The sequence below is a fragment of the Pseudomonas sp. B21-048 genome (assembly GCF_024748615.1).
Lineage (GTDB): Bacteria > Pseudomonadota > Gammaproteobacteria > Pseudomonadales > Pseudomonadaceae > Aquipseudomonas.
Genome location: NZ_CP087168.1, coordinates 887174 through 901876, shown reverse-complemented (window position 1 = coordinate 901876; position 14703 = coordinate 887174). Strand labels below are relative to the sequence as shown.

The window sequence follows — 14703 nt, the reverse complement described above, 5'->3', positions numbered from 1 at the left end:
CGTTCCCACGCTCCGCGTGGGAACGCCTCACTGGACGCTCTGCGTCCGCTTTTGTGACGCGGAGCGTCACGGGCTGCATTCCCACGCGGAGCGTGGGAACGATCATGGGGTCACCTAATGAAACGTCTGCTCAGTGCCTGCGCCCTGCTCTCTCTGCTGGCCGGTTGTGCCAGTACGGATACCATCGATCCACACGGCTACGACAAGACCGGCGTAGCTTCGTATTACGGCGCCAAACACCATGGCAAACGCACCGCCAGCGGCGAGCGTTTCAACCAGCACGGCCTGACCGCCGCCCATCGCCAGTTGCCGTTCGGCACCCGGGTGAAGATTACCAACCTGAATAACGACAGGTCCTGCGTGGTGCGCGTCAACGACCGCGGGCCATACTCTCGTGGGCGCCTGATCGACGTGTCACGTGAAGCGGCCGAACAGTTGGGCATGCTACGCAGTGGCACCGCGAAAGTTCGCGTGCAAGCCCTCGACGACTGATAGACGGAGCGCTGACTATTTTCGGACTGGCCGATTTACCCCTGATCAGCGTGATTGAATTGTTCAGCGGTCTGTTTTTACTGATCGCCGGTGCCGAACTGATGGTGCGCGCCGCCGTGCGCCTGGCCGCGCGGCTGCATGTGCGGCCGCTGATCATCGGCCTGACCATCGTGGCCCTCGGCAGCAGCGCACCGCAGATGGCGGTCAGCCTGCAAGCCACCCTGGCGCAAAACGCCGATATCGCCGTTGGCAGCGTGATCGGCAGCAGCATCTTCAACATCCTCGTCTCCCTCGGGCTCTCGGCGCTGATTATTCCGCTACGGGTTTCGCGGCAATTGGTGCGCCTGGATATTCCGCTGATGATCGGCGCCAGCCTGTTGGTGTTCGTCCTGGCGTGGAACGAAGAACTGAACCGGGTCGACGGCATGATTCTGCTGGGCGCGTTGGTGCTGTATCTGGGCTTGCTGCTGCGCCAGTCGCGACACTCGGCCCGCCCGCCATCGGGCGCTCGTGAAGCAGCACAGGCACCGTGGTTCAGCAGCCTGCTGATGATCGTCGTCGGGCTGGCGATGCTGGTGTTCGCCGGGCACTTGCTGCTCGGCGCCGCGGTGGCGGTCGCGACCGACCTGGGGTTGTCGGAGCGGATCATCGGCCTGACCATCGTCGCCGTCAGCACGTCCCTGCCGGAGCTGGCCACTTCGTTGATTGCCGCGTTGCGCGGTCAGCGCGACATCGCGGTGGGCAACGTGATCGGCAGCAACCTGTTCAACCTCTTGGGTGTGCTCGGCGTTACCGCATTGATCGCGCCGCTGCCGTTGTCAGTCTCGCCCAACGCCCTGGATTTCGACCTGCCGGTGATGCTCGGCGTCGCGGTGCTGTGCCTGCCGGTGTTCTATTCCGGTTACCGGGTGACGCGCGCCGAGGGCCTGCTGTTTTTGGGTTTATATCTGGCTTATGGGCTGCACGTGGTGTCGTTCACCACCGGCATGCCGCTGGCCGGCAAGCTTGAACACCTGATGCTGTTTTTCGTCCTGCCGGCGCTGGGGGCGTTTTTGCTGTTCACGTCGCTGCGCGCCTGGCGGCGCCAACACCACAAGAAGGAATTGCCGTGAGCACTGATAAAAAAGTCTGGGGTTGAAGTCCGCCGCCAAGTGATGGGCGACGCCTTCGTCGACCGCGCCTTGGGCAACGCCACCGAGTTCACCCAGTCGCTACAGGACTTCGTCAATGAACACGCCTGGGGCGGGGTCTGGAACCGTGAAGGTCTGCCGCTGAAAACCCGCAGCCTGATCACCCTCGCCGCGCTGACCGCGTTGAAGTGCCCGCAAGAATTGAAAGGCCATGTGCGCCACCGCAGCTCCCGAACTTAAATCCACCCACTCCACTGCAACAAAAAGATCCCGACGTTGGTGGTGATCGCCGCCATCAACGTAGTAATCACGATGATCGCCGCCGCCAGTTCATGATTGCCATTGGCCTGCCGGGCCATGACGAAACTGGCCGCGGCGGTCGGGCTGCCGAAATACAAAAACAGAATCCCCAACTCCGCCCCGCGAAAACCCCAGAGCCAGGCACCCAGTGTCGCCAGCACCGGCAGGCCGATCATCTTCACCAGGCTGGAACTCAGCGCCAGCGTGCCGCTTTTGCGCATCGCCGCCAGCGACAACGTGCCACCGATGCAGATCAACGCCAACGGCAAAGTAGTTTGTGCCAGGTACTGGCCGGACTTTTCCAGCCACCCCGGCAAACCGATTTCGAACCAGGCAAATGGCGCCGCCGCAAACACGCTGATGATCAACGGGTTGACCATCACGCTCTTGCAAATGCTCCACGGGTCAGACTTGATCACCGGGCTGTAGACCGCGAGCACGATGGTCGAAAGCGTGTTGTAGAACAGGATCACCAACGCCGCGAGAATGGCCCCGAGGGAAATCCCGTAGTCGCCGTACATGCTCGCCGCCAAGGCCAGACCGATCACGCCGTTGTTGCCGCGAAACGCGCCTTGGGTGTAGATGCCCCGGTCTTCCCGCGGGCATTTGTAGATCGCCCAGCCCCAGGCAATCGCAAAGCACATCAGTGTGGCGATAGAGAAATAGATCAGCAGCGCCGGTTGCAACGCGGCATGCAGGTCGGCATGCAAGATGCCCAGAAACAGCAACGCCGGCATGGTGACGTTGAACACCAGGGCCGACGCGGTATGAATGAAATTGTCGTTGATCCAGTCGATGCGCTTGAGCAGCGCCCCCAGAAACAGCATGGCAAACACCGGCGCGGTGATGTTCAGGGTTTCGAGGAAGATAGCCAACATGCCTGGGGAACCTTGGGTGGGCGTCGTTAGGGGGCTAATGATAAGGCACTGGGGACGTTGGCGTCTGGTAGAACGCCTTCGCGGGCAAGTCGGACCGCCGCACCGCTCGCTCCCACAGAGGTTGTGGTGTTCAGGCGGTCACGGTTTGATCCACCAGGTGGCCATTCTCGATACGAACATGCCGAGGGTGGAAACGCTTCAGGCTACTGCGATGCCCGACGCTGACGATGCTCAGCCCCGGCAACTCATCGATCAATGCCTGATACAGCGACGCTTCATCCTCTTCGTCCATCGCCGAGGTGGCTTCGTCCATGTACAGCCATTGCGGCGCATAAAGCAGCGCACGGGCGAAGGCCAGACGTTGTTGCTCACCCGGTGAGAGCATGCGCTGCCAGTGATTAGCCTCATCCAGACGCGAAACCAGGTGCGGCAAGCGGCAGGTTTCCAGCACGTGGACGTAGCGCTCGTGCGGGTAGGTGTCGCCAGGCTGTGGATAACTCAGTGCCTCGCGCAAGGTGCCAATCGGCAGATAGGGTTTTTGCGGCAGGAACAGATAACGCCCCGTCGGCAGGCGGATGCTGCCGTGGCCGGCCGGCCAAAGGTGCCCCATCGCCCGCAGCAACGTCGATTTGCCGCTGCCGGAACGACCGCTGAGCATGACGCGCTCGCCCTCCTCCACGGTCATGTCGGCGTTGGTCAGCAGGTGACGACCGTCAGCGAGGTGGAGGCCAAGGTTATGCACCTTCAACGCCGAGCCCTGATTCTGCACGTCGATGGCCGGTGCGCGCTCTTCGTTATCGGTCATGGCCTGACGGAAACTCAGCAGACGATCACACGTCGCGCGCCATGCCGCCAGATCCGTATACGCGTTGATGAACCAGCTGAAGTTCTCCTGCACGTTGCCAAAGGCCGAGTTGATTTGCATCAGCTCACCGAGTTCGATCTTGCCGGTGAAGTAACGCGGCGCCGCAACGATGAACGGGAAAATGATCGCGATTTGACCATATCCGGAGGTGAAGAATGTCAGGCGTTTGGACACGCGCATGATGTCCCAGAAATTGTGCCAGACCAGCCCGAAGCGATTGCTCAAGCGCCGGTTTTCATTCGGCTCGCCGTTGTACAACGCAATGCTTTCGGCGTTTTCGCGCACCCGCACCATGGAGAAACGCAGGTCGGCCTCAAAGCGCTGCTGGTTGTTGTTCAGGCCGATCAAGCGTTTGCCGATCAGGTGTGCCAGCCAACTGCCGACCGTCGCGTACACAAGCGCACACCAGAACATGTAACCGGGAATGGTGAAGCCGAACACCTCAATGCTGCCCGAAACGCCCCACAAAATGATCGAGAACGACACCAGGCTGACCACGGTGCGGATCAGCCCCAGGCCGAGGTCCAGGGTGATAGTGGTGAATCTATTAAGGTCTTCGGAAATCCGCTGGTCAGGGTTATCGGTGTAACCGCCCTGCTCCAGCTGATAGTAATTCTTGTGCGCGAGCCAGCGGGCAAAGTGCTTTTCGGTGAGCCAGGCTCGCCAGCGAATGGTCAGCATCTGGGTCAGGTAAAGCCGGTACACCGCGCCAAGAATCGCCACGGCAGCGATGCCGCAGAAATACAGGATCAACTGCCAGAACGCCGCTTCGTCTTTCTTTTGCAGGGCGTTGTAGAAATCCTTGTACCAACTGTTGAGCCACACCGAAATCGCCACGCTGAACAACGACAGCGCGATCACGGCGATCAGCAACGTCCAGGCCTTGCCTTTCTCTTCGCTGCGCCAGTAAGGCGTGGTCATCGCCCAGACTTTGCGAAAAAACTGCCCGCGCACAGCATCGTTGACCGCGCAATATTCAGCGTTCTGATTCATGGAAAAGGCTCGATAAAGAAAAGAACACACACGAGCCGATCATAAATGAACGGCTCGGCTTGTAGCGAGGTGTGACAACAATTGTTCAGCGCCGGTTCAGCGCCGGACCGGACGCTTCTGCAGTTTGCGCTGCAGCGTGCGGCGGTGCATGCCCAAGGCGCGGGCCGTGGCGGAGATGTTGCCTTCGTGTTCGGTCAGCACGCGCTGAATATGCTCCCATTGGAGGCGGTCCACCGACATCGGGTTTTCCGGCACCAGCGTGTCGAGGTCGGCGTGCTCGGAGAGCAACGCGGCCAACACGTCATCGGCGTCCGCCGGTTTGCACAGGTAATTGCAGGCACCGCGCTTGATCGCCTCGACGGCGGTGGCAATGCTCGAATAACCGGTGAGGATCACCACGCGCATTTCCGGGTCGAGTTCGAGCAGTTTGGGCAGCAACACCAGTCCCGAATCGCCGTCCATTTTCAGATCAAGGGCGGCGTAATCCGGGATGTCGGCCTGGGCGATTGTCAGGCCTTCTTCGGCGGAACCTGCTGTGCTGACCCGAAAACCGCGGCGGGCCATGGCACGGGCCATCACGCGGGTGAAGGTTGCGTCGTCGTCTACCAGCAGCAAATGCGGCAGTTCTTCGCCTTCGACTTGGATCTCGTCACTCATGTTCGTCTCCTCGGGCGACACGGGGCAGGCGCAGCTCGGTAAGCGTGCCACCTTCCTCATGACTGTAGAGTTTCACTGAGCCGCCGGCGCGTGTCACGCTGGCCTTGCTCAAAAACAGGCCCAGGCCGAAACCTTTGCCCTTGGTGGTAAAAAACGGTTTGCCAATCTGCTCGGCAATGGCCAATGGCACACCGGCACCGTGGTCGCGAATGCTGATGGTCAAGTCCTCGGCATTCCAGTCCAGCGTCACTTGCAAGCCTTCGGGGCACGCATCGGCGGCGTTGTTCAGCAAATTTAGCAGGGCCTGGGTCAGGTCTGGCGGTGGCGCCATGCGCGGCACGGTTCCCTGGCCCAGGCGCTGGAAGCGGTAACTGGCTTCCGGGCGCATCAGGTGCCAGCGGTTCAGGGCTTCGTCGAGCCAATCGGTGACGTCCTGCATTTCCACCGCCAGACGACGATTGGCTTCCGCCGCCCGAACCAACTGCTGCAAGGTCTCTTTGCAGAGTTTGACCTGATCCTGCAGCACGCTCAAATCGTCCTGCAACAGCGGGTCGGGATGGTCCTGACGCATTTCCTTGAGCAACACGCTCATGGTCGCCAGCGGTGTGCCCAATTCATGGGCGGCGCCGGCAGCCTGGGTCGCGACGGCCAGCAATTGCTGATCGCGCAGGCCTTCTTCACGACGAATGGCGCGCAGCTCTTCCTGACGACGCAGCTCTTCGGCCATGCGGGCGGCGAAGAATGTGATGACCGCCGCCGCCAGGGCGAAGCTCAGCCACATGCCGTAGATCTGAAGGTTCTCCCGGGCGATCGGGAACGTTTCCAGCGGGTAGAACCGCGCCAGCAGCAACGTATAAAGCGCCAATGCGATACCCGACAGAATCACCGAATAGCGCCACGGCAGTGTCACGGCAGCGATAGTCAGCGGCACCAGGTAATAAGAAACGAACGGGTTGGTCGAACCGCCGGAGAAGTACAGCAAGGCACTGTGGATAAACAGGTCGCAGGCCAGTTGCAGTGCATATTCAAGCTCGGTGACTGGCCAGGAGGTACGCAAGCGTACGGCGGTGAACACGCAGAGCAGAATCGAGCAACCGAGGGTCATTGCCAGTTGCACCCACGGCAACGGCAGCAGGTCGAACCAGTAGGCCAAACCTACGGAACCGGCCTGAGCGGCCAGCACCAACGTGCGGATGAACGTGAGCCGCCAGAGGTTCTGGCGAGTGGCGGAAGTGATTTGAACGGGGGCGAGCATGAGCTCTCCTGATGAGCGCTCCAGGCGGATCGCACGGAGTATAACCAAGCCACGGGCCTGAGAGGCGAAAGTGCGGCAAACGACCACATGGCGGAAAGGATTGTGGCGTCTATAAGGCCGCCATCGCGGGCAAGCCACGCTCCCACATTGGAATGCGTTCCCTGTGGGAGCGTGGCTTGCCCGCGATTGACCGCGCAGCGGTCACCAGCATTCCATCTGTATAGAAGTTGTAACTGTGCGAACCGGATCATTGAAGCTAGAGTCTGATGGTTTCACGCAGGTTCGGACCTTAACCCCTGCGCATCGTCCAAGGAGCTTTTCATGCACACATTGCGCCGCAGCGCCGCCCTTCTTGCCTTAAGCGTTGGCACCGTCGCCAGCCTCCCGGCCCTGGCCGTCGACGAACTGCATTACAACCAGATCTCTCTGCGCGCCGAAGTCAGCCAGGAAGTGGCCCGCGACCTGATGATCGTGACCCTCTACACCGAAGAGCAAAACACCGACCCGGCCAAACTCGCCGCCGACGTCAGCACCACCATGAACAAAGCACTGGCCCAGGCCAAACAGGTCAAAGACATCACCCTGCGTCAGGGCAGCCGCAACAGCTACCCGATCTACGACACCAAAGGCCAGAAAATCACCGGCTGGCGTGAACGCGCCGAACTGCGCCTGGAAAGCTCGGACTTCGCCGCCCTCTCCAAACTCACCGGCGAACTGCTCACCGACCTGAAAATGGGCGGCATGGACTTCGCCATCGCCACCCCAACCCGCAAGGCCAGCGAAGACGCCCTGCTCAAGGAAGCCGTGACCGCCTTCAAGTCCCGCGCCCAACTGGCCACCGACGCCCTGGGTGGCAAGAGCTACAAAATCGTCAACCTGAACCTCAACAGCAACGGTTATCCACAACCCTACATGCGCGGGCCGATGATGATGAAAGCTGCCGGCATGGATTCCGCGCCGATGACGCCCGAGGTTGAAGCGGGTACCAGCCAGGTCAGCATGACGGCGGATGGGGCGATTGAAGTGTTGATGCAGTGATTGGATAAGGGTTAAACGAAAACCGGCGATCAATAAGTGATCGCCGGTTTTTTTGTGCCCTGAAGAAATGGAGTTTGTCCGTCAGGCCTTGTGTTGATTGGTCTGCCGCCAATCACGGTCTACGCCGGATCGACGTTATCCAACGCTCGGTTCACCGCCAACTCCGCCAACATGACAATCTGCTGAATTGCCAACGCCGTATGACGCTGCGGGCCGATCAGATTGTTGGCGAAATCGGTGGCCAGGACACTCGCTGAGGCCAACGATTCGTAGGCATAGGCCAGCAGGCTTTCGGTGCCGGCACCCGGGGCGACCATGAACATCGTGCTGGGGCGGCGGGGCTTTTCGGTGTATTGCGCGGGGGGATCGAGGTAGTAGTCGAGGGCGCGCTTTATGGCTTCGCGGTCTTTGAGTAATTCTTCGGTGCGCGAAGCTTCGGCGTTGGGGGTGGTGGTGTTGAAGGGTGGATCCGGGATTAACTTATCCATATAAAACTCCTACTTGCGAGTGGGAGCCATCCATTTGTCGTTTCCACACGACAAAAAGGTGGCAGCTGTACGCAGGGTGGAAAACCGGTAAGTAGGCACCCGGCCAGACCGAAGTCTGCCCACGCACAGCCGCCATGACGCAGTTTGCAGACGAAAGAAGACGTCGGCAATGATTACGGTGGGGATGCAATGCAACTACTTAAGGGTCAGGTTTCCACACCTGCTCGCTGGTTTTGCAGCGACAGCCAAAGACTAGAAGGCCCACGTCCGACCGACAACCTGGAAACTGCGTGGGAAACTTCTGCGATTCATGCCAATTTCTTAAACATTCAATAACAGATTGGTCGACTATCAGTCCGCCTTCGCGGGCAAGCCTCGCTCCTACAGTGCAGCGGCATACACCCGCCCCTCACCACTCAACAGGCCGAGCGTTAGCTCGCCTGCAGCTTTTGATCTGGCTTTTGATTTTGATCCACCCGCCCCTTCGGGAGGCTGAGTGGAGGTGTTCATCTGGGGATTGGCGCGCAGCGCCGTTCGACGCAGTCGAACCCATCGCATGTAGGTCGTAGCGAAGCAGACCGTAGGGCGATGCCCCCAGATGGATACCGGAGCGAAGGAACGCCGAGCCTCAGCGAGGGGCCGGACGCTTGGGGCGAGCGTTTTTTTGCTTACTTTTTTTAGGCGCTTGTAAAAAAAGTGAGTCGCCGTAAGGGCGAAACCCTAAGTGGCCGTTACCGCAGAAATGGATATGTACTCAAATCAGCAAGAACTTGGTCGGCTATTTGACCGCCAAGATCGAGATCAAAAGATCGCAGCCTTCGGCAGCTCAGGCCGCCAAGATCCAAAATGGCCCAAGAGGTATGCCCGAACAAAGGGGTCCCCCTCAAAAAAGGCGATAACGGCGACCCGGACAACTGGCTCGGCGTGCTCTACAGCTGCGCCGCAGTGAAAGGCAGCAACTACGCCAAATGGTGCGACCCGGCTTACGACAAGCTGGTGCAGCAAGCCAAGGTGTCCACGGGCAAACAGCAGCGGGTCAATCTGTACCAGCAGGCACAGCAAATCATCAAGCAACAAGTACCGATCACACCGATTGCCAACTCGACGGTATTCCAGCCACTGCGCAAGGAAGTTGCCGACTTCAAGATCAGCCCTTTCGGCCTTACTCCCTTCTATGGGGTGGGTATAAATAAGTAACACCTGGCGCCAATCGGGTGCATAAAACGCCCCGATCGCCCTTTGTCGGTGCGCGATTTGCACCTAAAAAAACCTGCGCAAACGGTCAAATACCTCAGCATTTATACATATGCGACATTAAGGTACGTTCGTACCACTGTTTAAGGTTTGTGGCCATTCTGGACCTTGCATTGGGTATGGCCCCTGCATAAGTATCCGCAGGAACGGCTCACGAGGTCGTACCTCAAAATCCAAAAATGACAACAAATCATGAGGCCAACATGCTTAAACACGCGGTCATTCCGTTTTTAGTCGGCGCAGGCTTGTTAGCCAGCGCACCTTTCGCCGCCGCGGCGACTAGCCTGGTGTTTTGCTCCGAAGGGAGCCCGGCCGGTTTTGACCCGGGTCAGTACACCACCGGAACCGACTTTGACGCCTCAGCCGAAACCATGTTCAACCGCCTGACCCAGTTCGAGCGCGGCGGCACCGCCGTGATTCCTGGTCTGGCGACCAAGTGGGACATTTCCGATGATGGCCTGACTTATACCTTTCACCTGCGTGAAGGCGTCAAGTTCCACACCACCCCGTACTTCAAGCCCACTCGTGAGTTCAACGCCGACGACGTGCTGTTCACCTTCAATCGCATGATTAACAAGGATGATCCGTTCCGTAAGGCATACCCGACCGAATTCCCGTACTTCACCGACATGGGAATGGACACCAACATCACCAAGATCGATAAAGTCGATGACCATACGGTCAAGTTCACCCTCAAAGAAGTTGATGCCGCGTTCATTCAGAACATGGCCATGAGTTTCGCCTCGGTCCAGTCCGCCGAGTACGCTGCCCAGTTGCTCAAGGAAGGCAAAGCCGCCGACATCAACCAGAAACCGGTCGGTACTGGTCCGTTTGTGTTCAAGAGCTACCAGAAAGACTCCAACATCCGCTACACCGGGAACAAGGACTACTGGAAGCCTGACGACGTGAAGATCGACAACCTGATCTTCGCCATCACCACCGACCCGTCGGTGCGTATTCAGAAGCTGAAAAAGAACGAGTGTCAGGTCACCCTGTTCCCTCGTCCGGCCGACCTGAAGGCGTTGAAGGAAGACAAAACCCTGAAGGTGCCTGATCAGGCCGGGTTTAACCTGGGTTACATCGCCTACAACGTGATGGACAAGGTCAAGGGCAGCAACGAACCGAACCCGCTGGCCGACCTGCGAGTTCGTCAGGCGCTGGACATGGCAGTCAACAAGCCGCAGATCATCGACTCGGTTTATCAGGGCGCGGGTCAACTGGCCGTCAACGCCATGCCACCAACCCAGTGGTCTTACGACACCACTATCAAGGATGCGCCGTACAACCCTGAGAAAGCCAAAGAGCTGCTCAAGGAAGCCGGCGTCAAGGAAGGCACCGAAATCGTTCTGTGGGCGATGCCGGTACAGCGTCCGTACAACCCGAACGCCAAGCTGATGGCTGAAATGCTGCAGTCCGACTGGAAGAAGATTGGCCTGAACGTCAAGATCACCAGCTACGAATGGGGCGAGTACATCAAGCGTTCCAAGGGCGGCGAAAACCAGGCGATGATCATCGGCTGGAGTGGCGACAATGGTGACCCGGACAACTGGCTCAACGTGCTGTTCGGTTGCGACTCGTTGCAGGGCAACAACTTCTCCAAGTGGTGTGATAAGAAGTTTGACGGCATCGTGAAAGAAGCCAAGCGCACCACCGATCAGGCCAAGCGCACCGAACTGTACAAACAGGCGCAACACGTCCTCAAAGATGCTATTCCAATGACACCTATCGCTCACTCGACGGTGTTCCAACCCATGCGCGCCAATGTGCAGGACTTCAAGATCAGCCCGTTTGGCTTGAACTCCTTCTACGGCGTCAGCGTCAGCCAATAAGAAAAGGCAGCGGCGACGTTTTCAGCGTCGCCGCTGCTTTTTTTGCCGAGAAGCCAGGAATTTTCCTACATCCAAATCCACTGCCTGGTGCAGCAGGGTTTAGGACGCGTTGACTTTTCCTACGAGTCTTTAGGACTCAGCGCATTTACTGCCAGATCCACGGCACCTACCGTCGGATTCTGACCAGTGATTGCGTGGGCTATCGGTTTGCTGCCCGTATTGGTTTGAGCTCAATGCAGCCACAACGTCCCCGGACGGGATCGCGGCGCATTGAATAACACTACAAAAAGAGGGAGCGTCATGCGCCATACCTTGGTTTTATCCGCATTGCTGGGCACCGGCCTATTGGCCGCCACGCCTTTCAGCCAGGCCGCCAATAACAGCCTGGTGTTCTGTTCCGAAGGCAGCCCCGCTGGTTTCGATACCGCGCAGTACACCACCGCGACCGATAACGACGCCGCCGAGCCGCTGTACAACCGACTGGCAGAGTTTGAAAAAGGCGCCACCAACGTTGTACCGGGCCTGGCAACCCGCTGGGACATTTCCGAGGACGGCCTCGCGTACACCTTTCATCTGCGCGAAGGGGTGAAATTTCACACGACCCAATACTTCACACCGACCCGCGATTTCAACGCCGATGACGTGCTGTTCACCTTCAATCGCATGCTCGATCCGCAGCAAACTTTCCGTAAGGCTTACCCGACCGAGTTCCCGTATTTCAACGGAATGAGCCTGAACAAGAACATCGCCAAGGTCGAGAAGACCGGGCCGCTGACCGTGGTGATGACGCTCAACAGCGTCGACGCCGCGTTCATCCAGAACATCGCCATGAGTTTCGCCGCCATCCTCTCCGCCGAATACGCCGATCAGTTGCTGGCCTCCGGCAAGCCGAGCGACATCAACCAGAAGCCGATCGGTACTGGTCCGTTCGTGTTCAAGAGCTACCAGAAAGATTCCAACATCCGCTACAGCGGCAACAAGCAGTACTGGGACCCGAGCAGGGTCAAGCTCGACAACCTGATTTTCGCCATCAACACCGACGCCTCGGTGCGCGTGCAGAAACTCAAGGCCAACGAATGCCAGATCACCCTGCACCCGCGCCCCGCCGACGTGACTGCGCTGAAAAACGATCCGAAACTGCAACTGATCGAGAAACCCGGCTTCAACCTTGGTTACATCGCCTATAACGTGCGGCACAAACCGTTCGATCAGCTCGAAGTGCGCCAGGCGCTGGACATGGCGGTGAACAAGCAAGGCATTCTCAACGCCGTCTATCAAGGCGCCGGTCAACTGGCGGTTAACGCCATGCCACCGACCCAATGGTCCTACGACGAGACAATTAAAGACGCCGCCTACAACCCGGAAAAAGCCAAGGAACTGCTCAAGGCTGCCGGCGTGAAGGAAGGCACCGAAATCACCCTCTGGGCCATGCCGGTCCAGCGTCCGTACAACCCCAACGCCAAGCTGATGGCCGAAATGCTCCAGGCGGATTGGGCGAAAATCGGCCTCAAGGTCAAGATCGTCAGCTACGAATGGGGCGAGTACATCAAGCGCACCAAGAACGGCGAGCATGACATCAGCCTGATTGGCTGGACCGGTGACAACGGGGACCCGGACAACTGGCTCGCCACGCTGTACAGCTGCGATGCCATTGGCGGCAACAACTACTCCATGTGGTGTGATCCGGCTTACGACAAGCTGATCAAGCAGGCCAAGGTCGTGACCGATCGCGACCAGCGCACCGTGCTCTACAAACAGGCGCAGCAGTACCTCAAGCAGCAGGTACCCATCACGCCGGTCGCCCACTCAACGGTCAACCAGCCGCTGAGCGCCAAAATCGAAGGATTCAAGGTGAGTCCTTTCGGCCGTAACGTGTTCTCGGGCGTCAGTATCGACCAATAACCCATTAGCCAAAACGCTGGGGGCGGATTCCGCCCTCACGCAAGCGTATTGCCGTAATTCGCCAATTCGGCCTGTAGCAAACGTTTGCGATGCGTGCATGAGTTCTAAACCAAATAGCCGGATCACCAAAAAAGACCGGCATTAAAAAAAAAGAAAGTAAGGAGCTTCCCCCATGAAACTGAGCAGCACCGCGATATTGGCCTTGGCCATCAGCAGCGTGACCGCCACGGCTTACGCAGAATCCCAGAGCCAGGCTTTTACTCCGGTTACCGTGAAAGAGAAAAGTGCTCAGAGTGAAGCCACTGGCTTTGTCGAAGGCCAATCGATCAGCGGCACTACGCGCAACTGGTACGCCAACGAGCAACTGAAACGTGGCGCCACGTTCAGCTACAAGAAAGACGGCGTATCGACCCCGACTGATCGTCGTATCAACTGGGTTCAAGGCACCATCCTCAAGTACAACTCCGGCTTCACTGAAGGCACCGTGGGTTTCAGTACCGAAGTGGCGGCCTACAACGCCATCGCTCTGGATCGTGATCGCAAGGATCTGGCGTCCAACAACGGCGGCGCACCGGGCACCCGTTCCGGGGCGGGCAACAACCGTACCCTGACCGAAGAAGGTGGCGACGCCGTCGGACAGTGGAGCAAGCTGGGCCTGGCCAACGTCAAGGCCCGTGTGTCCAACACCACCCTCACCGCCGGCCGCCAGAACTTCAGCAGCCCGATGGTCGATGTCATCGGTAACCGTGCGCTGCCTTCGAGCTTCCAGGGCGTGAGCCTGCACAGCGAAGAGCTGGAAAACCTGAGCTTCGACCTCGGTACGTTCGATCGCAATTCACCGCGAACCGAACAAAGCCAACGCAAGTTCCGCACCGAATACGCCAACGGCATCGTCGAAACCGATCACGTCAACACGGCCGGTATCACCTACACGCCATTTGCCAGTCTGACCACCAGCCTGTGGGCGACCCAGGCCGAAGACATCTGGAACCAGTACTACTTCGGCGCCAGTCATGTGCTGGGCGACAGCCAGGTCCTGAGCCTGACCACCGGCCTGAACTACTACAAAACCCAGGAAGAAGGTAAAGCCCTCATAGGCAAAATCGACAACGACACCTACTCCCTGTCGTTCGGCCTGACCCACCAGGCGCACAGCCTGACCTTCTCCTACCAGGAAGTGAACGGTAACGAGTATTTCGACTACCTGCACGAAACCAACGGCATCTACCTGGCCAACTCCTTGCTCTCGGACTTCAACGGCCCGAACGAGAAGTCCTTCCAGATTGCCTACGGTTTGAACATGGCCGAATACGGCGTGCCGGGCCTGAAATTCAACATCTACCAGGCTCGCGGCTGGGGCATCGACGGCACTCACTACACCGGCAACGGCGGAGTGGCGAACAAGGGTTACGACGGTATCCAGAGCCAGGATGGCGAACACCACTATGAATACGGCATCGGTGCTTCGTACGCCGTACAGAGCGGTCCACTCAAGGCCACCGCTATCCGCGCGACCTACACCGCTCACCGCGCCAGCGAAAACCAGGCGGATGGCAGCATCAACGAGTTCCGTCTCGTGACCACCATCCCGTTCAACATTTTGTAAAACCCACGCCTTCGGC

Annotated in this window: 11 protein-coding genes and 2 pseudogenes; 8 read left to right on the top strand and 5 right to left on the bottom strand. The window is 58.8% G+C overall.

What is annotated here, in order from left to right; genetic code table 11:
* Nucleotides 1–117 precede the first annotated feature (117 nt).
* From LOY56_RS03980 to LOY56_RS03970, 3 genes and pseudogenes are all read left to right on the top strand, one after another.
* A complete protein-coding gene (locus LOY56_RS03980; protein ID WP_123355900.1) occupies nt 118–492 on the top strand; it encodes a septal ring lytic transglycosylase RlpA family protein in 375 nt (124 codons plus the stop codon).
* Between the two features lie 50 nt (nt 493–542).
* Nucleotides 543–1604: a calcium/sodium antiporter gene (locus LOY56_RS03975; protein ID WP_258620071.1), complete on the top strand. Its 1062-nt coding sequence runs from the start codon at nt 543–545 to the stop codon at nt 1602–1604.
* A gap of 42 nt (nt 1605–1646) precedes the next feature.
* A pseudogene (locus tag LOY56_RS03970) lies at nt 1647–1841 on the top strand (carboxymuconolactone decarboxylase family protein); the annotation flags it as partial.
* Between the two features lie 17 nt (nt 1842–1858).
* Here the strand turns inward: LOY56_RS03970 and LOY56_RS03965 are convergent.
* The 4 genes from LOY56_RS03965 to LOY56_RS03950 all read right to left on the bottom strand — a co-directional run bounded on the left by LOY56_RS03965 (nt 1859) and on the right by LOY56_RS03950 (nt 6570).
* On the bottom strand, nt 1859–2800 hold the full coding sequence (locus LOY56_RS03965) for an AEC family transporter (protein ID WP_258620068.1): 942 nt from the start codon (nt 2798–2800) through the stop codon (nt 1859–1861).
* A gap of 130 nt (nt 2801–2930) precedes the next feature.
* Nucleotides 2931–4658 carry an ABC transporter ATP-binding protein/permease gene (locus LOY56_RS03960; protein ID WP_258620067.1) on the bottom strand — a complete coding sequence of 576 codons (1728 nt, stop codon included), beginning with the start codon at nt 4656–4658 and terminating at the stop codon, nt 2931–2933.
* 96 nt (nt 4659–4754) lie between these two features.
* Nucleotides 4755–5315, bottom strand: coding sequence for a response regulator transcription factor (locus LOY56_RS03955; protein WP_007901386.1), 561 nt, complete (start codon nt 5313–5315; stop codon nt 4755–4757).
* Nucleotides 5308–6570 carry an ATP-binding protein gene (locus LOY56_RS03950; protein WP_030128039.1) on the bottom strand — a complete coding sequence of 421 codons (1263 nt, stop codon included), beginning with the start codon at nt 6568–6570 and terminating at the stop codon, nt 5308–5310. The genes LOY56_RS03955 and LOY56_RS03950 overlap by 8 nt, the downstream gene beginning before the upstream one ends.
* A gap of 321 nt (nt 6571–6891) precedes the next feature.
* On the opposite strand from LOY56_RS03950, the gene LOY56_RS03945 reads away from it, so the two are divergent.
* The gene (locus LOY56_RS03945; protein WP_258620066.1) at nt 6892–7608 is read left to right on the top strand and encodes an SIMPL domain-containing protein; all 717 of its coding nucleotides are present in this window, start codon (nt 6892–6894) and stop codon (nt 7606–7608) included.
* Between the two features lie 119 nt (nt 7609–7727).
* Here the strand turns inward: LOY56_RS03945 and LOY56_RS03940 are convergent, their stop codons facing one another.
* Entirely contained in the window at nt 7728–8096 is a 369-nt protein-coding gene (locus LOY56_RS03940) for a DUF6124 family protein (protein ID WP_258620065.1), read from the bottom strand.
* Nucleotides 8097–8987: 891 nt separating this feature from the next.
* Between LOY56_RS03940 and LOY56_RS03935 the strand changes: the two are divergent.
* The 4 genes and pseudogenes from LOY56_RS03935 to LOY56_RS03920 all read left to right on the top strand — a co-directional run.
* Nucleotides 8988–9293: pseudogene (locus LOY56_RS03935) on the top strand (ABC transporter substrate-binding protein); the annotation flags it as partial.
* A 260-nt stretch (nt 9294–9553) separates the two neighbouring features.
* Nucleotides 9554–11179 (top strand): ABC transporter substrate-binding protein, encoded by a 1626-nt coding sequence (locus LOY56_RS03930; RefSeq protein ID WP_258620064.1) that lies wholly within the window; start codon nt 9554–9556, stop codon nt 11177–11179.
* Nucleotides 11180–11479: 300 nt separating this feature from the next.
* Nucleotides 11480–13081 carry an ABC transporter substrate-binding protein gene (locus LOY56_RS03925; RefSeq protein ID WP_258620063.1) on the top strand — a complete coding sequence of 534 codons (1602 nt, stop codon included), beginning with the start codon at nt 11480–11482 and terminating at the stop codon, nt 13079–13081.
* A gap of 172 nt (nt 13082–13253) precedes the next feature.
* Complete coding sequence (locus tag LOY56_RS03920; RefSeq protein WP_258620061.1) at nt 13254–14687, top strand: OprD family porin; 1434 nt, start codon at nt 13254–13256, stop codon at nt 14685–14687.
* Nucleotides 14688–14703 lie beyond the last annotated feature (16 nt).